Here is a 19,662-nt window from a genome sequence, read left to right as displayed (position 1 = left end):
AACCCTTTGTTAATAAATGGTTTTAGGTTTATATGGCTAACGCCACGCTACGCTATCAGCAAGCCCTATTTATCTCCCTAATAATAAACCTCGGAAAAAATAAATAGTGTTTGTTAGTATCTGTTCTATCCATGATATTAACTGATCTAGCCAGTGTAAAATTTGTTCTAATGGGTGTTTCTCGTAGCCTAAGGAAGTCGCAGAAATATCAATCCAGTCGGGCTGAAAATTAAATCCTTGGTTGGTTTGACTGTTTTTTTGCTCCCATTCCTGATTTTCAGATTCCGGTGCTTTTTGGGCGATTTTCTTTGGGTTATTCAATAATCTGGAATTTGCTGGCTTTAGGGGATTAAAACCATTATGATCGGATATATTGGTACTGGGATTACCAAATAGATCATCCCATGTCAACCAAGTATCTCCATGATTTAGCGGTAAACTGTTTTGGAAGTCTGATTTAATTTCTGCTTTTTCAGCAGCATTTGATTCAATTTGATAAATATTTCTTCCTCCTAAGAAGTAATTTATCGCTGCGGTAATTAAATTAGCAATATCCGCTTTTTCTGTTTTTGAATCATCATTGTTAATTACTAAGTTATCAAGAATTTTTTGACCACTTTTTCCTATGGAGACTAAAGCTGTCATTTCCAAATTAGCAACTAATTTATCTAGAAACCCAAAAACTTGCGTCGGTCTTTTATCAGTTAGTTTATTTAGGAGTAAATCAATTTCTGGTAATATTTCTTTTTGGGAAGCAGGATACTCATAATGAATCAGTTCTCTATTAATTCTCTGCTTTAATTGGGAGTTTTCCTGGGTTGTGAAAATATCCAAAATGCGATTATCAGTACCAACTAACACCAAATTCCCAGTTTTTAATTCCGTCGCAATTCCCTGGACTTTGGGTATATGCTTCTGGAGAGTGTTTTCCGACCTTGAGGAACTTTGTTTAGGAAAAAATCTCCCCCACAAAGATCCTATAAAAGTTAAAGGATTTGTTTTTTGGGAAATCTCCAAATTACCGCCCCCAGCAGGAAGATTTTTAACTATATCTAATATATGTTGAATTGCTGCGTCCGTTTCTAGAGGAATTATAGGCTTTATTTTTTTTTCGGACCATTCTTTTTGTGGCAATAACTGGTAAAGTGGATAAAGTAGAGAACCATACCCCACCTGAGTCGCAACTTTTAGATTTTTGAAAATGTTTTCCCATGTTTGGGTCAACCGTTGAGTCTGCTGGTAGACAAAATTAAACAGTTTACTTTGATAGCGATTTGAAGAACCGGAAGACATAATGATAATGTTGAAGTTGTAGCCTTGGATAATCTTAATTCAAGAATCAAAAATTCTTAATTATCAACCTGATTATTTTACTGAATTATTTTACTGGAAATATGACTCTTCCTTTACCATCATTAAATACCAAATCTATATCCACGGCTATTGAAAATTTACGTGCTTGTTGTCAGGTTGATATCCAGTCAACCTGGAAATATCACGAAACTGACGCAGTAGTTACTGATTTTATCCCATTTAGTATAATTGATTGGCAACCAGTTAAAGTTAATGAAAAAGGCCATATTTCCTGGAAAGGCGGAAAACAGGTATTATGGTTAGGACAAAATTTCTCTATTCCCCACAGTTTACAGGATTTTCCTTTAAGCGGTCTGTCTTTGCGCTTGGCTTTGGTTTGGTGGGCTGAAAATGTAGAAGTATACGTTAATGGTAAGTTAGTATTAACTGGAGACTTGTTTGATGCTTCACCACGAGTTTTAATTAGTCCTCAGGTAAGTCCCGGAGAAGAGTTTACCATAATTTTGCGGTTAGTTAGTCCGGGACATTGTGATGGGGCTTTGATGCGATCGCTGGCAATTTATGAAACAATGATCTATAATCATGATGATGCTGGTTTTATCGCTGATGAATTGGCTATTGCGGAAATTCTTTTAGAAAACTTCGCACCAGAAAAATTACCAGCTTTATCAGCAGCAGTTGAAAGAGTTACAAATCTCAAAAACACGGAAAACCAAGACTGGAAAACCTATTTACTGAATTTACGACAAACTTATTTGGGTTTATCTGATTTTATCTGTGAACAAAAACCGGAAATTCATTTATTGGGTCATGCACATTTAGATCTAGCATGGTTATGGGTGGTCGCGGAAACTTGGAAAGCAGCACAAAATACTTTTGAGTCAGTTTTAAAACTTCAACAGGATTTTCCCGAATTGATTTTCTGTCATACTACACCAGCTTTGTACGCTTGGGTAGAAGAAAATCGTCCTGACCTATTTCGAGAAATTCAGTTAGCAGTTGACAGGGGTAAATGGGAAATTTTGGGAGGTTTTTGGGTAGAACCAGATTTGAATTTAATTGCTGGGGAGTCTATAGTTCGTCAGTTATTATATGGACAGCGGTATTTTCTCCACAAGTTTGGAAAAATATCTCCCGTGGTTTGGGTGCTTGACAGTTTCGGTTTTTGTGCGACCTTACCCCAATTTCTCGCAAATGCGGGAATTGAGTTCTTTGTTACTCAAAAACTTCGCTGGAATGATACAACTAAATTTAATTATGACTTATTTTGGTGGCGATCGCCTGATGGTAGTCAAATATTAAGTTTTATGTCCCCACCCATGGGCGAAACCGTTGAACCTGTTAAAATGGCCAAGTATGCTTGTGAGTGGAAAACCCAAACAGGTTTACAAACTAGTCTTTGGCTTCCTGGTGTCGGTGATCATGGTGGAGGTCCAACTCGTGATATGTTAGAAGTTGCGAGACGTTGGGAACATTCTCCAATTTTCCCCAAGTTGAAATTTACAACTGCTCAAAAATATCTCCAGAAAATAAAATCCCAAAGTCAAAATTTACCAAGTCAAAATTTACCAACTTGGGAAAACGAACTTTATTTAGAATTTCACCGGGGATGTTATACTACCCACGGGGACCAAAAACGCTGGAACCGCAAATCTGAACATCTATTATATAGTGCTGAGTTGTTCGCAACTTTAGCAAATGTCCTTTGCGGTACAAAATTCCCCCACACAGAAATGGAAACCGCTTGGAAAAAAGTTTTATTTAACCAGTTTCACGATATTTTACCTGGTTCTTCTATTACTCAAGTTTACCAAGACGCTTTACCAGCATGGGAAGCAGTGGAAAAAGTTGGGAAAAATATCTTAGCAAACTCATTAATAGATATAGCATCCCAAATTAGTTTACCACAACCACCTGATCATAATGCCATCCCCATCATAATTTTCAACCCTCTCAACTGGGAACGTCGGGAAGTTGTCAGCGTTGACTTATCGAAAATCATCATAGCAGACCAAGAAGAATATGAAAATTCTGGAGAGAATTATGGAATTTTCGATATTCAAGGAAAAGAAATTTCTTCCCAAACTTGCGAAAATTCAACTTTATTATTTCTCCCAACAGTCCCATCTATAGGTTACAGTATTTTCTGGCTGTCTCCATCTTCCCCCACACAAGCCCAAATATTTCCGAAAAATTGGATTTTAGAAAATGAATATCTACAAATCCAGGTTAACCCAGAAACTGGAGATCTGGATAGCGTCTTTGATAAAACCCAACAACGAGAAATTTTAAACGGTGCGGGAAACCAACTCCAAGCTTTTAGCGACAGCGGCCAATATTGGGACGCTTGGAATATTGACCCTGATTATAACACAAAACCTCTACCGCCAACAAAATTAAAATTAATTCAGTGGCAAGAATATGGAGAAATTCAACAACGCTTGCGGGTAGTGCGTCAACTGGGAAAATCGGAATTTTGTCAAGATTACATTTTACAGCTTGGTTCACCACTTTTGAAAATAGCTAATACTGTAAATTGGCTAGAAAATCAGGTATTAGTAAAAACAGCTTTTCCCCTCAATTTCGCAGCGGAATTTGTCACCTATGAAATCCCCTGCGGTGTTATCCGTCGTCCCACAAATCCCCAAACCCCCGCAGATAAAGCAAAATGGGAAGTACCCGCTTTACGGTGGTCAGATATAACCGCAGATACGCAAACCGGAAAATACGGAGTTAGTCTTCTTAATGATTGTAAATATGGTTACGATGCTCAACCGAATCAACTGCGGTTAACTCTGCTGAGAAGTTCCCAATGGCCAGATAATCAAGCTGATATAGGTATACATCAATTTACTTATGGCTTGTATTCTCATCTAGGGAGTTGGGAAGAAGGAAATACAGTTAAACATGGTTATGAATTAAATGTACCTTTGGAAATATTAGTAAATCCGCCAAAGCGGAAATTCAACAAAAATGCTTATCAAAGTCAAAGTTTTTTAGACTTATCAGCGGATAATTTAGTTATTATGGCACTTAAACCCAGTGAAGATCATCCTGAAAAATACATTCTTCGCTGTTATGAATGTCATGGAAAAACAGCCGAGTTATTTTTGCGAAGTGACTTTCTTACTTTAGGTCAACCATTGGACTTACTAGAACAGTATATCAAGTCTGAGGAAATATGTCAAGGGGCTGTGAATATTCAACCTGGGAAAATTGTTAGTTTTGAGGTTGTCGTCAACATATAGGTTGGGGTTTTTCATTTGTGTTGAACTTCTGGTTTGTTGTACCTCCCTTGGGATTTGTTACAATATAATCGGGGTTTGTACAGGAAGTTGGGAAGGAATGAACCACGAAGGAGCGAAGAACACGAAGGAAGGAAGGTTTCTCTAGATATTTTGCCTAAATCTTAATATAAAATTAGAGCAAAAGATTAATCTCAACAAGCAGACTCCATGCGTATTTCTCTCAACTGGTTACAAGAACTCGTAGAAATTAAACTGACTCCACAAGAACTGGCGGAAACCTTGACAATGGCCGGGTTTGAGGTGGAAGATATAGAAGATCGTCGCACTTGGGCCGCAGGGGTAGTTGTGGGAAAAGTCCTGGAACGTCAACCACACCCTAACGCAGATAAGTTAAGTGTTTGTACAGTGGATATTGGTGCTGCGGAAACTGTGAATATCGTTTGTGGTGCTGGGAATGTCCGCGCAAATATCTATGTCCCCGTGGCTACTACAGGAACTTATTTACCTAATATTGATTTGAAAATTAAACCCGCAAAACTGCGCGGTGTTCCCTCTAATGGGATGATATGTTCTTTGAAAGAGTTGGGTTTACCCACGGATATTGACGGTATTCATATCTTTAATGAAGAAAATCTGCTTTTAGGTAGTGACGTGCGTCCCCTGTTGGGTTTGGAAGATGTGATTTTAGATGTCACTGCTACCGCTAACCGTGCTGACGCTTTATCTATGGTCGGTATTGCGCGGGAAGTAGCAGCTTTAACTGGAGGAAAATTATCAATTCCCGAAATTGCGACAGTAGAAAATACTCAAACCGCAAAAAACCTGACTTTGAAAATCTCGGAAACCCAAGCTTGTCCTGCTTATATTGGTACGGTTGTTGAAAACATCAAAATTGCGCCCTCTCCTGAGTGGTTACAACAGCGTTTACGGTCTGCGGGAGTGAGACCAATTAATAATGTGGTTGATATCACTAATTACGTTTTATTAGAAAGAGGACAACCTCTTCACGCTTTCGACAAAAATCGTTTAGAATCTCTTTCTGGAGAGGAACAATTAATAATGGGAGTGCGGTTCGCAAAAACAGGAGAAACTTTAAAAACTTTAGATGGAAATAATCGCAATTTATCACCCCAAAATTTATTAATTACTGCTAATAATCACCCAGTGGCTTTAGCAGGTGTTATGGGTGGTGAAGCAACGGAAGTTTATGAAGGTACACAAAGTTTAGTTTTAGAAGCAGCGTTATTTGATTCTGTAGTTATTCGTCGTTCTTCTCGCAGTTTGGGGTTAAGAAGTGAAGCCTCTGGAAGATACGAAAGAGGCGTAAATCGGGCTGAATTAGAAATAGCTTGTCACCGGGCTTTATCTTTAATTCAAGAATTAGCAGCCGGGGTAATTGTTCAACAACAAATTTCTGATTATCGTCCAGATATTTCTACCTGGTATCATTCTATTGATCTGCGTTTAGATAAAATTAATCAAGTATTAGGTCCAATTGAATTAGGACAAGAAACAGGAGAATTACAACCAGAAGATGTAGAAAAAATTCTCACTGCTTTAGGATGTGAATTAGTCAAAACTGAGGAAAATACTTGGAATGTCACTGTACCTCCCTATCGTTATCGAGATTTAGAACGGGAAATTGATTTAATTGAAGAAATTGCCCGGTTATATGGTTATGATAAATTCTGCGATACCTTACCAGAAAAATCTCAAGCTGGTTATCTATCTTTAGATCAAGAATTAATTCGCAGGTTACGCGGTTATTTACGGGCTGAAGGTTTGACGGAATTAATGCAATATTCTTTGGTGAAACCAGGGGAAGATAAACAGATTGTTTTAAGTAACCCTTTATTTGCGGAATATTCAGCTTTACGCACTGATTTAATCTCTGGTTTAATTACCGCTTTCCAATACAATTTAGAACAGGGAAATGGGTCGTTAAATGGTTTTGAAATCGGGCGGATTTTCTGGCGTGAAGAAGAGGGTTTACAAGAAGCAGAAGTGCTGGCCGGAATTATCGGTGGTGATATAACTAGCGGTAAATGGTCACGAGGTGGTAAGGAAAAAGCTATTACTTGGTTTGAAGCTAAAGGTATTCTAGAAAGTGTCTTTAAAGAACTTAAATTACTAGTGGAATTTCAACCAGAAAATCGAGATTCTCGTTTACACCCCGGACGGACAGCTTCATTGTGGATAAAAGGTAATAGACTGGGAACATTTGGACAAATTCACCCCCAATTACGCCGCGAAAAGGATTTACCAGAAGCCGTTTATGTGTTTCAATTAGATTTAGATACTTTGTTAGATGCTTGGGATCATGATGATTTATTGATTCCCAAATTTAGTTCCTATTCTACCTATCCAGCAAGTGATAGAGATTTGGCGTTTTTCGCACCAATGAAAGTGACGGTTTGCGAACTAGAAAAAGTCATTAATAAAGCAGGGAAAGGGTTATTAAGCTTTGTGGAATTGTTTGATGAATATCGCGGTGAAAATGTACCCGCAGGACAACGCAGTTTAGCCTTTCGTTTAGTATATCGTGCCAGCGATCGCACCCTCACAGAAAATGAAATTGAACCAGTTCATAATCAAGTGCGTTCTGCTTTAGTAGAGAAATTTGGTGTCAATTTGAGAAGTTAATTTACGGGTAATGGGAATTATATAGTGATAATTCTCACACCCAGAACCGTGAAATAACATAACCTAAGTTGCTAGTTATGTCAACTTAGGCTGTTAATTGGTAAAAATCCTTACCTACTGCCCTTGGTTTGTGCCTTTTTCCTCAACCAGTAACTTACGTTATATCATGTCCGGTTGCACACTTATCATATCTGTTGAGGCTGGTAATGGGTAATTGGTATTTGGGAAAAGGCAATACAATGATGAACTATATCGTAAGTGACTGGGCGGACATAATATCACAGCATTTTTAGGCGATTCAAATCACACTTTGATTAATTTTTTCTCTTTGTGCCTTTTGTAATTTGCGCTTTAACACAAAATAAAAAGTGTAGTTTATCTAATAGCGAAACTGCTATGATATAATACATATTATATTTAATTTATATAGATTAATTATATTAACAGCAAGTTAAGCTTGAGTGAGGTACAATGCGGCCAAGGTTTATACTGAAATTAATTTAGTTATCATATATACTGAAAATTCAGCATTAAAAGATAGGTATTTTTGGGAGTCAGGAGTCGGAAATCTTGACTAGATAATCTTTTCCGCTTTTTGTTTGTTTATCTTTCATCATTGTTTTCAAATAAATTTTAGTCAAAACCACAATCTCATACTTTTGATAGATGACAATTATGAGTTGTTTGTGCTGTTTTTTTTAATAAAAATTAATAAATTATATTTATGTATAAATACATACTAATAATAAAAGCCTAAAAAAGCTAAAAGGTTTAATTTAAAAGGTTTACATGACATACCATTCGTATAGTATTGATACTATGAAATACTTAATTAATTTTAAGTAAAAATATTTAACTTTTTTGTGTTATACAAAAAACATAGTTGTGTATAGCAAAATAAGTAAATCGTGGAAATGCTTGCTATAGAATAGTTATACCCGTCTTCAAAAAGTTAGATTTGCAGAATTATCGAGTCTGCTTGCCACTTATAGTCTGGATTAGATATATGAACATCTATCAAAACCAAAGTATATCAGTTCTAGAGGTGTAGAATAACTGCGCGAAAAGTGCTAGGATGTATGCGAAGTTATTAATGTTTCATTTTATTCCGTGGCTAGAGCTAGTACAGCAATCGGTGTTAGTCCCATCATTAAGGAGATTGTGCAAAAACAGGCACATTCAACTCGCTTAACCTTGAAAGAGGTTATTCTCATGGGAATGTTGGCAATTGATAAGTTAGATGCCCAACAGCGTCAAGAGTTAGCAGATCAAGTTCATCAAATGCAGGTTAATGGTGAAATCTAAAACTGCTGGTCAGAGTCTATAATTCCAAGTCTCAAGCCTCCAGTTCATAATCTAGAATTAATGGCAAGAGTAGCAGTACAATAAACCACGTCTCTACTCTTGACCGGAATAATAGCAAACTCCCATTAAGTAATTCTCATTTACAGGATATTTGATTCGAATGGGGTACAAACCGCAATAATCAAACTCCTGTGGTGCGGGCATCTTGCCCGCTAAATCTGTACCTCATATTGTTAAAAACTGCTGTATTTGAAAACCTAACCAGCGGTATTGCTAATCTTTAGCAATCATCTCCACTGTGGTTAAAAAAGTGAAGATATCTAGTTTTAGATATTCTTCACCTGTCACAAATTTAATCAACCTCAAACATTTTCCGGTGTTGTCCTAGAAAATATTTATGCAGTGGTAATTTAATTTTAGGATAGCGATCGCTTATTGAGAGAGAAAGGGCGATCGCTCTTCAAAAATATCATTACCTAGATGTTACGCAAGCATTTGTGTATAACCAGTGTGAATTGAGTATAATTTGTCAAATAGTAAAGATAAGAAAAATGAACCACGAAGAAGCGAAGGACACGAAGGAAGAGGCAAGAAGAGAAGAAGACAGAAGAATGAGGAGGTTTAGTGAAGAGGTAGAAAAGCAGGCTTATGCTGTGATTGGGGCGGCTATTGAGGTACATCGGATGTTGGCATCAGGTTTTTTGGAGAGGGTATATCATGAGGCGTTGGCTATGGAGTTTCGTTTGCGTGGTATTGCTCATAAATCTAAACATTTGGTGGCTGTCAAGTATAAAGGTCATCCGATAGGTGAGGGTGAATTAGATTTTTTAGTTGGTGATTCGCTGGTTGTTGAATTGAAGGCTGTGGAAAAGTTATCGCCTATTCATGAAGCGCAAGTTATTTCTTATTTAAAAATGACCAATTGCCCTTTAGGTCTTCTGATTAATTTTAACGTTCCTGTTCTCAAAGAAGGCATTAAGCGAATTATCTTATCTTCTTAATTCTTCTTCTTTCTTCGTGTCCTTCGTGTCTTCGTGGTTTATTCAATCGGTATTCTATTAGTGGTGAGAGTGTAAACAACTATAGTTAAATTAATGATTAAATTTCTATCAATTTCATCGTGACATTAAACCCGATAATATAATAAGAAATATCAAAAATGGAAAATTTGTACTAATTGATTTTGGAATTTCAAAGCAAGTTTCCGATCTTGATACTTCATTAACACGAAAAGCTGGAAGTAAGAGGAAGAGCAGCAATTACACTTCAAGAAATTGGCACACAAGCTCAAGTTGTAATTTCTCAACTCATTAGTAACAACTTTCTTGTAAATCTGATCTAACAGCACTCAACCCTTGCTAATGGTGCGTTATGGATTTACTCCTTACGCACCCTACATAATACTATTTCCTCTATCTCATATTCTGCTTTTTCTCGGCTTTAGGATCACGATTGGCTACAGCAGCTAATTCCGCATCCATTAAGGTTTTTCCGGTTGCTGCTAGGTAAACATCATCTAAACTCGGACGAGATTGGGCGATACCAAAAATTGGTAAATTGGCATGATTTAACACCTGTTGAATCGTGATTAAAACGTCATTTTGCGGTGTAACTACCAAATTTAGGGAGTTACCCTGGGCGCTATTGATGATAATTTCTTGCACAAAAGGTAAAGCTGCTAAGAGGTTTTTGGCGGTTTCGGCTTCTTCTGGAGGTGAAAATTCCCGGATTCTTAAAGTGATGCGATCGCCTCCTACCTGATCTTTTAACTGAGAAGGTGTACCATTAGCAATAACCAAACCTCTATCAATAATTGCCACTCTATCAGCTAAAGCGTCAACTTCTTCTAAATAATGGCTGGTAATTACCACAGTAGTTCCCCCAGCCCGCAATTGACGCAAGAAATCCCAGACTACAACCCGGCTTTCAATATCTAACCCTACCGTTGGTTCATCTAATACTAAAACATCGGGTGCATGGAGTAAACCCGCAGCCAGATCTAACCGCTTGCGTAAACCACCGGAATAAGTGCCGGTTTTTTTATCTGCGTATTCTTGTAAACCCAGTAAATCGAGAATAGTCTTAATTCGCTCTTTGATCACTTTACCAGGAAGATGATAAAGGGCGGCTTGTAACTGTAGTAACTCCCGGCCAGTCAGGACCTTATCTAAAGCTACTTCCTGGGCTACATAACCCAGCCTTTGACGGGCTAATTTGGGGTGATCTAGTACCGAAATGCCTGAAACTTCAATTTTGCCCGTATCAGGGGTTGTTAGCGTACACAAAGCCCGGAGAGTGGTCGTTTTCCCCGCCCCGTTTGGTCCTAGCAGTCCAAATATTTCTCCTGGTTGCACTTGAAAAGAGACATCCTGGACTGCGACCACATTACCGTAGCTTTTTTTGAGATTTTCGATGAAAACGGCGGCAGCCATGACAGCTATAATCCTTAACTATACAATTCGCAACAATCTATTTTCTATTGTACAAGTTGAGCGATCAAAGATCCCCGACTTCTTAAAGAAGTCGGGGATGTCAATGGAAGTTAGTCGGAAATACCTGCATCTCGAAGGCGTTTTTCTAACTCTTCCAAGCGTTTTAAGGCAGATTCTTTTGCAAGTCGTTCTTGATTCGCTTCTTGTTGGGCAGTTTCCTTAGCAAGTCGTTCTTGTTCCTTAGCAAGTCGTTCTTGCTGCACTAACTCAGAACCCCAAAGTAGCAAATTACCATCTTGATTCCACCAACGTAACCAGTAACCTTGACGGTTTTCGCGTTTTCCTGGCCAAACACCAATAAATAATTCCATTTCAGTTAACCAGTAACGGTTATTTTCATCTGGAGATTGTAATTTATAGTGTCCATTTTCATACAAGTGATATATTTCTAATTCACCGATATCTGGTTGAAAAATGATGTAGTTAGGAACTTGTAAAACTTGTTCATAATAAAACCATTTTCCGGGGGGATAAGTGTGTTTATTAGAATATTCACTACCATCGCTATCGGAAAGAAATTCCATGACCACCGCAGGAATTTGTCCCTGTTTATGGGGGGTGTAACTACGTTGGATTTGTTCTCTAGACACTGTAATTTGCGGTACGTAAGCCCAGTCAGGGGCTTTGATGATAAATTTACCATTTACTGTGGCACAGATGCCGTAATTGGTAGTAGCGAGGGCAGTTTCTGGAAGTTTACCAGCCAGTTCTAGGCTTTCCGTGAGCGCTGCTGCTAGACTGGGTTGATTGACATTATCCACAGGTTCATCGTCTAAAATGAAGTCTTCGGGTAATAGTTCCCAAGTGATTTTGGTGGTCGAAGCACTTACAACCATAGGAAACACAAATAAGGGATTAAATTCTAGTATAGCTTGTGATGGATATGACAATTATAAAATTCCTCTCATAGCTGGTCAAGAATTTTCGGATATGATTCATCTTGAATATGATCATGAATTTGCTGAGTTAGCTACAAAGTAAATTCTCTAAAGAAAATAGAGAGAGTTGTTCAGTAAGTTCTTTCCGTTTTGGTTGATTTCCCTGCATTAAATTAATTAGATATTCACCAAGTTCTTTAGCGAGTAATACCGGAACTGCATTAGAAAGACATCGCAGGTTAGGAGAATCAATTAGTATTTTGCGAGATAGTAAAGTTGTGACTTTGACAGCAGATGAAATACCACATCGTGATATTCAGAATATTGTATAAGTACCTGTCAATAGGGTAATCTATAAAGATACATACAAGGGGAGCATTACGGTAATGAACAATAAAACATCAAAACAAAGAGATTTTACTAAATGGTTTAGACAAATTAGAAAGCAGGCTTATGTTAAAGAGTGTTTTCATAAAGATAGTAATTGAGAGATTTAGTAATTAGTCAGTCACCTCAACACGGGAAGGCTTTACTAGGAAACTTAAATTTTCAGAAAGGGTAACAAGTAGCACTATACCAATTAAAATGCGATAAACAACTCTTTAATAGTGCTTTAGATCAAGGTAAATTTGACATTATTTATACTCAGATGATTAAATTTCATCAGGAGTATCATTACGAATACCTAATTTTTAGAATTTTACTTTGTAAAATAAGCTCATGGTAGGCACTTCAGTTAAAGTACCCACTACGAACCAAAAATAAATCCTAGTATTTTCGAGCCTGATAAAAATATGCTACATTAAATGTAAATAGTAAAATACTAATCCTATATAAACAAAATGCAAACTAATAAATATCCCTTTGCTCAAGAATTGATTACTGATATTGAAGGTAATATCAAAAAAGTAGTAATGGATTTTCACGACTATCTAAGGTTGCTAGAAGCTATAGAAGATGAAGGACTTATTCTAGCCATGAAAGAAGTAGAAAATCAGACACCATTACATTTAAATGAAGCTTTAGCGGAATTAGAAAAAGAGTGAATACCCAGTATCTACCAAGTTTTATTAAAGATTTAAAAGCACTTAAAAGTACGCCTTACTATGAGTCTATTAAGAAATTTGCTTTTGAAGAAATAATCAAAATATCAAGTTTTGAAGAAATCACAAATATCAAAAAGCTTCAGGGATATGATAATGCTTATCAAATTCGTATAGGTGATTATCGTCTTGGTATTATTTTCGATGGTGAAACATTAATTTTTGAAAGAGTTTTACACCGAAAAGAAATTTATCGCTATTTCCCCAAATAGATAATTTCACAATAATCATACAAATACATGGATAAGGGGTTTAGCATTGCTAAACCCCTACATAATTTATTGATTGTTTGCTAATAAAATACCTACTGCCAAACGTAGATAAGGATAAACAAAACAATCCAGATAACATCAACAAAGTGCCAAAACAAAGAAGTGGCATTTATCCCAAAATGACCATGATCAAAATTACCAGGAATAAAAGAACGCAATAAGACAATTAACTGTAACAGAATACCTGTAAAAACGTGCAAACCGTGAAAACCAGTTAATAGATAAAACATTCCGCCGAAAGTACCAGAAGTAAAACCAAACTCCAGTTGACTCCATTCCACAGCTTGACCATAGAGGAAATAACCACCCATAGCCATTGTTAAAAATAACAACAGACGATAACTATTTAAGTCATGTCTTTCTAGTGCTTTTTCGGCAAAATAAATTACAAAACTACTAGCAACTAAAACCACAGTATTAATGCTAGGTTCTTTTATTTCCAAACCAGAAACACCAGCCGGCAACCAATTAACAGCAGAAGTTTTGTAGATAATATAGCCAGCAAAGAAACTCAAGAAAATGACACTTTCCGATAACAGAAAAACAATAAAACCAAACATCTTACTGCCTTCTTCATCATGTCCATGCTCATGACTAACATGATCTAAATCATCAGGAGAAACAGAAACATCCATTGTTAAAAAACTCCAAAAACAGGAAAATAGTAATTAGGAAAAAAGTAATGAGAAAAACTATAGCGATTCTAAACCAGACGGGAAAAACTCTCTTCCTCCGTGTTCTCTGTGCCTGGAGTGGTTCGTTAAAAAAAATCCTGAACACACATCAAATAGAATCGCTATATTACCCATTACTCATGTTCAGAAGATGCCATTAATTCAGACTTACCATAACCATAAGGTTCGCAAGTAATCACCGGAATTTCCTCAAAATTTTCAACAGGAGGAGGAGAAGAAATAGTCCATTCTAAACCAATTGCCCGCCAAGGATTAGCAGGAGCTTTCTCTCCGTCTATCCAAGAAATCAACATATTGAAAATGAAAGGAAGAGTAGACATTCCTAACAAAAAAGAACCCAAACTAGCAACAATATTCCAACCAATTAATTCAGGTGCATAAGAAGCAGCGCGGCGTAACATTCCTTGTAAACCTAATGGGTGCATAGGTAAGAAATTCAAATTTGTGCCGATAAATGCTAACCAAAAATGGATTTTACCCCAACCTTCGTGGAACATTCTGCCGGTCATTTTAGGAAACCAATGATAGATAGCGGCATACATTCCCATAGTTACAGTTCCATAGAGAACATAATGGAAATGGCCGACAACAAAATAGGTATTATTAACATGAACATCTACAGGAACAGAAGAAAGCATAATTCCTGTAATACCAGCAAAAACAAACATTACCAAACCACCCAAAGCAAATAACATGGGTGTAGTCAGGCGAATTTTACCACCCCAAATAGTTGCCACCCAAGCAAATACCTTAATCCCTGTGGGAATAGATACAAACATGGTTGTCACCATGAAAAACAACCGTAGCCAAGCAGGAGTACCACTAACATACATATGGTGTACCCAAACAATGCCGCTAACTACAGCAATTAACATGGAGGAAATAGCAACGACTTTATAACCGAATAGAGGTTTGCGGGAATAAACCGGGAATATTTCCGAGAAAATGCCGAAAATAGGCAAAATGATTACATAAACTGCGGGGTGAGAATAGAACCAGAAATAATGCTGGAACATCACCGGGTTTCCGCCTTTGGTGGGGTCGAAAAAGGCCGTTCCTACTGTAATATCAAGGAGTAACATTACAGCCCCTGCGGTCAAAGCTGGGAGTCCAAATAACTGGATAATTTGGGCGCTAAATACTGCCCAAACAAAGAGAGGCATTCTAAAATAACCCATTCCCGGCGATCGCATTTTCACAATAGTAGTGACAAAATTTACCGCACCCATAATTGAAGAGACACCGGAAATAGCCACTGCTAATAACCAGAGAACTTGACCGTTAATCAGGTTTCCCGTGGGGTTTTGGGTACTAACGGGGGGATATGCCCACCACCCAGATTGAGCCGGTCCACCGGGGACAAAGAAGCTGGACATCAGGAGAATACCCACCACCGGCACCATCCAAAAAGCGACGGCGTTGAGGCGGGGAAAAGCCATATCTCGCGCCCCAATCATCAGGGGAACAAGGTAGTTAGCCATACCAACAAGGGAGGGGAATGTCCAGAGAAACAGCATCACTGTTCCGTGCATGGTAAACATTCCGTTGTATACTGTGCGGTCTATCAAATCAGCTTCTGGGGTGATCAGTTCTCCACGCAAAATCATAGCGAAGATACCACCAACCAGGAAGAAAATAAAAGAGGTAACGAGGTATTGAATACCGATAACCTTATGGTCTGTACTGAAACTGAAGTAGGTTCTCCAAGTTTGAGGCGGTTCGTGGTGATGTGATTCACCAGTGATATCAATGGGGATGTTAGTCATTTTTCAGTTATTAGTTGTCAGTAGCCAAGAAAAATTACACGGTTAACCAGAGAAATTGACCAAAGGAGGTGTAGCGGGTTTAACAGTTTTCCAACCGCTATTAATCCCGTTTTCGAGTTTTTGAGCGTATTCAGAAGCCGCTTGGTTAGGTGCTGGAGTGAGTTCTTGACTTGCAGCTTTGCTTAACCACTGCTGATATTGACTAGGTGATTCCACAATTACTTTTGCTCGCATAGTAGCAAAATATGTACCGCTATATTGGGAATCAGTTAAATCATAAGCACCGGGGCGAATAGGAGTAAATTCAAAGTCCAGATCATGACCAGGAATGATGTCTTGTTTAAGACGGAAAGCGGGTATATAAAAGCCGTGAAGTACATCTTCCGAATGTAGATTAAGACGGACACGACTATCCTGGGGTAAATGCAATTCTGTACTGGTAACGTTCTTGGCTGGATAATGAAACACCCAAGCCCATTGTTTAGCCGATACATCAATATGTTCTACATCTTCGACTATGGCTGCTGGATCTTTATCTTCCACAACAGCAACGGACTCCATTTTCATGGGATTATGTAGATGTATCTGGTGAGACGGTCCCTGGATACCCATTTGTTCGTAAACTTGGTAACTATAACCAGCAATCCATAATACCAACATAATCGGAATTGCCGTCCAAACTACCTCCAAAGTTATATTACCTTCAATGTGGGGACCATCACTAAAATCCGTCGGTCTGGCACGATGAAAAGTGATGGAATAGAGAAGAGTAGCAGTTACTCCCAGGAAAATTAAAGCTCCTAATGTTACCAAAAAGCTAAATAAATCATCAATAAGATGAGATTCAGCAGCCCCTTGAGGAGGAAGCCAATAATAAGCCTGTTTACCAATCCATAGACTAGTAAAAGTTACGGCAACTGCCCCAGTAGCTAGGGTCAAAAAGTTGAGAATTTGCCGAATTTTCATAATGGTCAGTTGTCAGTTGTCAGTTGTCAGTTGTCAGTGGTTAGTTGGTTTTTAATTACCAATTACCAATTACCTATTTACCCAATATTTGATTAATGTCTTGTCCGGCTCGCAGTAATTTATCTGCTGTATTGTGAACACCAAAATCTGCTGCTAAGTGCGCTCCTAATGTGCCGTGAAGGTACATCAGCAACATAATAATTACACCGACAACGAGATAAGAAATTTGTACTTCTCGCTCTTCATATTTGCCGATAACATAACGTTGCCAACCTCGCCAAAAAGTCATACCAACAATCATTGCTAATAGCAATACACCACCGACACCATGCCACATCATTGTGGGCATTGCTAACATTCCCCAAGGACTTTTAATATCTGCTGGTGGGGCAGCCAATAACATTTCATAAAAACCCGCACCAACCGTAAAGAATGTAATTACAGCAGCAGCAAAAACGTTATACCAACCCACATCAAATAATTGAGAACGCTCAACTTTAATTCCCAAAAATCTGAATAGCCATTTTTCCACAGGGAAGAATACACCCAAAAGATCAAAAATGATGGCAATGATGAATAAACCTAATGTTAGATGTACTAAATTAGGATGAACAGGAATGGCATAAGGTAAACCATTTGCACCCATTTGATGACTAATTTGATCTAATAATTCTGAATTCATGGCAATATTCCATCCTTTACCGCGTCCACAACAGGTACAGTATGTAAGCCATACACCCATACAAGTTCATCACCAAGATACACTTGAAAACCGACAATTAATGTTAATAAAATGCCCACAGCTACATAATGAAAAGGCAGCTTATTCGGGTTCTGACTCCGCAAAACATAACGCCAAGCTGTAATAGCCGTAATAATTCCAGAAAGTGACCAACCAATAAGAGTATGAACATTTAAAACTGATTTAGCCAGTTCATAAGGTTTAGCCAAACCCGCCTCAAATTGACCAAAGATAATTGCCACAAAAATCGCCACTGTAGCAATACACATATTCCACCAACTCACTTCAAATAAGCGAGTTCTACCAGTTAAATACCCAGCGACATCACAGAAAACAGAAAATAGAACCATCGCAATTACAAAGTGAACCACGATAGGATGTAAAGGATCTGGATATGGTAAATTATGCTCATTCAATGAAGTGAAAAAATCCAGCATTACAATCTCCTAGACTTATTTACTACTCTATCCAGCCAAACATAAATATGATAAATTTGCTGTGATTTCAGTCATTTACTCCCCTGAAAAATAGGGAAAATATGTCAAACAACAGTAATTATGGATGTAGCTAAACTAAATCACTGTTAGAAATTGAACTTACTAAACCCAATATTTAGGTTAAGTAAATTTTTGTGAATTGTCAGAAAAACTAAAAGTAAAACTTCTAGAATTAATGAGAGAGCCAGCAACAGATTCTAGTCATTGCCGTATTACAATATTTTTAAATCAAAACCAACTATTTTTATGTTTATTGATGTACAATAAAAAATTATCACTTTGTAATTTAAACAACCGAAATATATAGTTTTTATAATAAGTAGAATTAAAACAAAGCTAGATAGAATAATTAAACGCAGATAAACGCAGATAAACGCAGATAAACGAAAATAGGGACAGATGAATTTCATGATTCTGTGCGGCCTCACACAAAATATTCAACCTTCCTTTGCGTCTTTGCTCCTTAGCGTCTTTGCGCGAAACTAAAAATATGGTTCATTTAGCCAAAAATTGTCCCAACCTAACCCCCAAATCCCTAATTAACCTTCATAGGGATTGTCTAGCTTATCTACAGACACATTAAGCGATAATGGTAAACGACCTGGATTTAAACGCGGTTCGGCTGCATAACCAACCGGTACTAAAACAGCAATAGCTATGTCTGGGTTATTCTCAGCACCAATTATAGCTTTGACCTGTTCTTCAATCCAACCATTCATAAAGCAGGTAGATAAACCCAGGCTTTCTGCTGCTAAGACTAAGTTTGTAGCTGCTATCATGGCATCTTTAATGGCGTATTCCCGGCGCTTCTCTCCTAACCCTGCTTGAAATTGGGGAATTGCATTTCTAAAATAATTCACAGTTCCCTCATTCCAGGCCCCTGTGGCTAACCCTTGTTCTAAAATGGGTGTTAAGTCCTTTTCTCCCGCAGCAGTATCAGCAGCGAAAACAAAGGTAACGGGCGCTTGGATAATTTGCTTTTGATTATAAGAAGCCGCACATAATGCTTGTTTTTGCGTTTCCTCTTGAACTAATACTATTCTCCAACATTGAACGTTAAAACTACTGGGCGCTGCTACGGTTAGTTCTACTAGTTGTTTGAGTAAGTCGGGGGAAATAGAATCCGGTTTGAAGGTTTTGATGGAACGGCGTTGTACTATGGCGCTAGGTACGTCTAATGCTTGGGTCTGGGTGCTGGAACTCACGGTATTCTCCTCTGTTTTGTCCTATTTAGGGTAACGCTTTTTTGTCCGCTGTTCAATTAACCGGTTGTTTGTTATTTGTTGATGGAATTACAGGGTATTTTTGATCACGCAGAGAGGCAGAGACGCGGAGGAGGTAAATGCGAGGTTTTTATCTCTAATATCCCTGTTTTTTTAATTACTTCTCTCTGGTAATATACTTTTCTAAGGTAGCAGCTAAGGTGGTTTTAGGAACAGCACCAACAACAGTATTAATTTGTCTTCCTCCTTTAAATACCATTAAGGTGGGAATGGTACGAATCCCGTAATGACTAGCAACTGTGGGATTTTGATCTGTATTCACTTTAACGACTTTCAATTGTCCTTCGTATTCTGTAGCCACTTCTTCGACGACAGGAGATAACATTTTACACGGACCACACCAGGGGGCCCAAAAGTCAACTAAAACGGGTGTTTCGTTTTCTAATACTTCTTGTTTAAATGTGGCTTCTGTTACATTCGTAATTGATGACATAAATCCTCTCTCTAAATTTAAGTTA

The 19,662-nt window shown here is 37.8% G+C and carries 16 protein-coding genes; 6 read left to right on the top strand and 10 right to left on the bottom strand.

Annotated elements, in window-relative coordinates; all coding sequences use genetic code 11:
* Positions 1-69 precede the first annotated feature (69 nt).
* Positions 70-1,293: a hypothetical protein gene (locus ACIR310F_RS0107930; protein WP_028083368.1), complete on the bottom strand. Its 1,224-nt coding sequence runs from the start codon at positions 1,291-1,293 to the stop codon at positions 70-72.
* A 101-nt stretch (positions 1,294-1,394) separates the two neighbouring features.
* Between ACIR310F_RS0107930 and ACIR310F_RS0107925 the strand changes: the two genes are divergently transcribed.
* The 4 genes from ACIR310F_RS0107925 (at position 1,395) to ACIR310F_RS0107910 (ending at position 9,511) form a co-directional block, all read left to right on the top strand.
* Complete coding sequence (locus ACIR310F_RS0107925; protein ID WP_028083367.1) at positions 1,395-4,562, top strand: alpha-mannosidase; 3,168 nt, start codon at positions 1,395-1,397, stop codon at positions 4,560-4,562.
* 207 nt (positions 4,563-4,769) lie between these two features.
* The gene (gene pheT / locus ACIR310F_RS0107920; protein WP_028083366.1) at positions 4,770-7,205 is read left to right on the top strand and encodes a phenylalanine--tRNA ligase subunit beta; all 2,436 of its coding nucleotides are present in this window, start codon (positions 4,770-4,772) and stop codon (positions 7,203-7,205) included.
* A gap of 1,110 nt (positions 7,206-8,315) precedes the next feature.
* Complete coding sequence (locus ACIR310F_RS0107915; RefSeq protein ID WP_028083365.1) at positions 8,316-8,510, top strand: hypothetical protein; 195 nt, start codon at positions 8,316-8,318, stop codon at positions 8,508-8,510.
* Positions 8,511-9,061: 551 nt separating this feature from the next.
* Positions 9,062-9,511 carry a GxxExxY protein gene (locus tag ACIR310F_RS0107910; protein ID WP_028083364.1) on the top strand — a complete coding sequence of 150 codons (450 nt, stop codon included), beginning with the start codon at positions 9,062-9,064 and terminating at the stop codon, positions 9,509-9,511.
* A 411-nt stretch (positions 9,512-9,922) separates the two neighbouring features.
* Here ACIR310F_RS0107910 and ACIR310F_RS0107905 read toward each other — a convergent pair whose 3' ends face one another.
* Positions 9,923-10,942 (bottom strand): ABC transporter ATP-binding protein, encoded by a 1,020-nt coding sequence (locus ACIR310F_RS0107905; RefSeq protein WP_028083363.1) that lies wholly within the window; start codon positions 10,940-10,942, stop codon positions 9,923-9,925.
* 110 nt (positions 10,943-11,052) lie between these two features.
* The gene (locus tag ACIR310F_RS0107900; RefSeq protein WP_155963694.1) at positions 11,053-11,838 is read right to left on the bottom strand and encodes a Uma2 family endonuclease; all 786 of its coding nucleotides are present in this window, start codon (positions 11,836-11,838) and stop codon (positions 11,053-11,055) included.
* A gap of 884 nt (positions 11,839-12,722) precedes the next feature.
* Between ACIR310F_RS0107900 and ACIR310F_RS0107895 the strand changes: the two genes are divergently transcribed.
* Together ACIR310F_RS0107895 and ACIR310F_RS0107890 are read left to right on the top strand one after the other, a co-directional pair.
* Positions 12,723-12,926 (top strand): hypothetical protein, encoded by a 204-nt coding sequence (locus ACIR310F_RS0107895; RefSeq protein ID WP_028083361.1) that lies wholly within the window; start codon positions 12,723-12,725, stop codon positions 12,924-12,926.
* Positions 12,923-13,195: a type II toxin-antitoxin system RelE family toxin gene (locus tag ACIR310F_RS0107890; protein WP_028083360.1), complete on the top strand. Its 273-nt coding sequence runs from the start codon at positions 12,923-12,925 to the stop codon at positions 13,193-13,195. The genes ACIR310F_RS0107895 and ACIR310F_RS0107890 overlap by 4 nt, the downstream gene beginning before the upstream one ends.
* Positions 13,196-13,287: 92 nt before the next feature.
* Here ACIR310F_RS0107890 and ACIR310F_RS0107885 read toward each other — a convergent pair whose 3' ends face one another.
* From ACIR310F_RS0107885 to trxA, 7 genes are all read right to left on the bottom strand, one after another.
* Positions 13,288-13,890, bottom strand: a complete 603-nt coding sequence (locus tag ACIR310F_RS0107885; protein WP_028083359.1) for a cytochrome c oxidase subunit 3 — start codon at positions 13,888-13,890, stop codon at positions 13,288-13,290.
* A 173-nt stretch (positions 13,891-14,063) separates the two neighbouring features.
* Complete coding sequence (ctaD, locus tag ACIR310F_RS0107880; RefSeq protein ID WP_028083358.1) at positions 14,064-15,716, bottom strand: cytochrome c oxidase subunit I; 1,653 nt, start codon at positions 15,714-15,716, stop codon at positions 14,064-14,066.
* 42 nt (positions 15,717-15,758) lie between these two features.
* On the bottom strand, positions 15,759-16,682 hold the full coding sequence (locus ACIR310F_RS0107875; protein WP_028083357.1) for a cytochrome c oxidase subunit II: 924 nt from the start codon (positions 16,680-16,682) through the stop codon (positions 15,759-15,761).
* A 73-nt stretch (positions 16,683-16,755) separates the two neighbouring features.
* Complete coding sequence (locus ACIR310F_RS0107870) at positions 16,756-17,364, bottom strand: DUF2231 domain-containing protein (RefSeq protein WP_028083356.1); 609 nt, start codon at positions 17,362-17,364, stop codon at positions 16,756-16,758.
* Positions 17,361-17,861, bottom strand: a complete 501-nt coding sequence (locus tag ACIR310F_RS0107865) for a DUF2231 domain-containing protein (RefSeq protein ID WP_028083355.1) — start codon at positions 17,859-17,861, stop codon at positions 17,361-17,363. Before ACIR310F_RS0107865 ends, ACIR310F_RS0107870 begins: the two co-directional genes overlap by 4 nt.
* Positions 17,862-18,460: 599 nt before the next feature.
* The gene (locus tag ACIR310F_RS0107860) at positions 18,461-19,126 is read right to left on the bottom strand and encodes a nitroreductase family protein (RefSeq protein WP_028083354.1); all 666 of its coding nucleotides are present in this window, start codon (positions 19,124-19,126) and stop codon (positions 18,461-18,463) included.
* 175 nt (positions 19,127-19,301) lie between these two features.
* On the bottom strand, positions 19,302-19,637 hold the full coding sequence (gene trxA / locus ACIR310F_RS0107855; protein ID WP_028083353.1) for a thioredoxin: 336 nt from the start codon (positions 19,635-19,637) through the stop codon (positions 19,302-19,304).
* Between the last annotated feature and the right edge of the window lie 25 nt (positions 19,638-19,662).

It is taken from the genome of Dolichospermum circinale AWQC310F, assembly GCF_000426925.1.
In the GTDB taxonomy this organism is placed as follows: domain Bacteria; phylum Cyanobacteriota; class Cyanobacteriia; order Cyanobacteriales; family Nostocaceae; genus Dolichospermum; species Dolichospermum circinale.
Note: the sequence above shows the minus strand (reverse complement) of the source record. Positions and strands in the feature narration are given on the sequence as shown.

Coding starts and splice junctions, on each gene's coding strand:
- ctaD (WP_028083358.1), bottom strand. CDS start 15,716: ATGACTAACATCCCCATTGATATCACTGGTGAATCACATCACCACGAA.
- ACIR310F_RS0107895 (WP_028083361.1), top strand. CDS start 12,723: ATGCAAACTAATAAATATCCCTTTGCTCAAGAATTGATTACTGATATT.
- ACIR310F_RS0107865 (WP_028083355.1), bottom strand. CDS start 17,861: ATGCTGGATTTTTTCACTTCATTGAATGAGCATAATTTACCATATCCA.
- ACIR310F_RS0107925 (WP_028083367.1), top strand. CDS start 1,395: ATGACTCTTCCTTTACCATCATTAAATACCAAATCTATATCCACGGCT.
- pheT (WP_028083366.1), top strand. CDS start 4,770: ATGCGTATTTCTCTCAACTGGTTACAAGAACTCGTAGAAATTAAACTG.
- trxA (WP_028083353.1), bottom strand. CDS start 19,637: ATGTCATCAATTACGAATGTAACAGAAGCCACATTTAAACAAGAAGTA.
- ACIR310F_RS0107875 (WP_028083357.1), bottom strand. CDS start 16,682: ATGAAAATTCGGCAAATTCTCAACTTTTTGACCCTAGCTACTGGGGCA.
- ACIR310F_RS0107910 (WP_028083364.1), top strand. CDS start 9,062: ATGAACCACGAAGAAGCGAAGGACACGAAGGAAGAGGCAAGAAGAGAA.
- ACIR310F_RS0107870 (WP_028083356.1), bottom strand. CDS start 17,364: ATGAATTCAGAATTATTAGATCAAATTAGTCATCAAATGGGTGCAAAT.
- ACIR310F_RS0107885 (WP_028083359.1), bottom strand. CDS start 13,890: ATGGATGTTTCTGTTTCTCCTGATGATTTAGATCATGTTAGTCATGAG.
- ACIR310F_RS0107930 (WP_028083368.1), bottom strand. CDS start 1,293: ATGTCTTCCGGTTCTTCAAATCGCTATCAAAGTAAACTGTTTAATTTT.
- ACIR310F_RS0107900 (WP_155963694.1), bottom strand. CDS start 11,838: ATGGTTGTAAGTGCTTCGACCACCAAAATCACTTGGGAACTATTACCC.
- ACIR310F_RS0107905 (WP_028083363.1), bottom strand. CDS start 10,942: ATGGCTGCCGCCGTTTTCATCGAAAATCTCAAAAAAAGCTACGGTAAT.